1 protein-coding gene and 1 pseudogene are annotated in these 997 nt (G+C 40.0%); one reads left to right on the top strand and one right to left on the bottom strand.

Annotation, left to right across the window (positions count from 1 at the left end; genetic code table 11):
* Positions 1 to 702 (top strand): DUF5916 domain-containing protein (locus tag HC175_RS15210; RefSeq protein WP_235942637.1); only part of this gene is annotated, 702 nt, incomplete at its 5' end.
* Here the strand turns inward: HC175_RS15210 and HC175_RS15215 are convergent.
* A pseudogene (locus HC175_RS15215) lies at positions 699 to 997 on the bottom strand (hypothetical protein); the annotation flags it as partial. The gene HC175_RS15210 and the pseudogene HC175_RS15215 overlap by 4 nt on opposite strands.

Raw genomic sequence — 997 nt, forward strand, 5'->3', positions numbered from 1 at the left:
TTGGGGACAGATTTCCGAAAGAAATTTGCTATAGAAGGAGTTATAGATTGGTACAAGTATGATGAAAAAGGAAGAGGAGATCTCATTATAGATTTTGGCCCCAGATATCGGTTTTCAGATAAATTTACAGTGAACTGGTTCACCAACATCAGGCTCAATGACCAGGAAGAAGGTTTTGTCAACTTGCTGCAGGATGATATTTTATTTGGACAGAGAGATCGCCATACCCTTACAAATTCCCTTGGCTCAACCTATATTATCAATAATAGAACGTCTTTAAACCTGGCCTTTCGCCACTACTATTCCGAAGTTTTTTATACGGAATATTATACGCTGCAGCCAAATGGAGAATTAGATTTTTATGCTCACGGAAACAATGATTACAACACTACCTATAACAGCTGGAATCTTGATCTAAGATTCTCCTGGTGGTTTGCACCCGGTAGCCAGCTTACCCTTCTTTACCGAAACGCTATTAACGGTTTTCAGGATCAGTCTCACGTCAATTTTGGAGATAATTTTCGATACCTGTTTGAGCAGCAACAGCTTAACAGTCTTTCCTTACGACTTAGTTACTACCTGGACTATAACAGAGTTAAAAACTGGCTTGCTCCACAACAAAAAGCACCTGCTAATGCAGATGCTTTGGGAGCTTCTTATAAGGAACGTAAAAATAATCCGCTCTTAAAATTGAGTTTTTAATCCTTTTTTTTCCTGGTGAATAATAGAATGGCTCCGGCTATTGCAGCCGCAGTGACTGCAGATTTTAGCACAAAATTCTTTCGGTTATATTTCCATTCAGATTTCAAACCATGTTCTGCAAATAGATTAGGAATGTGACCATTCCCGAGGTCCTCAAAAATGCCTTCAATCTCTCCAATTCTGTCTGCCATTACCAACGGAAGCCATCTTCCATAGCTGGATTCACTGTATTTAAAGGCTAGTCTGCGCAAGGCCCCACTTAGACCCGAAGGAGGAACGGTATTTCCAAAAACTG

This window comes from Salinimicrobium oceani, assembly GCF_012037645.1.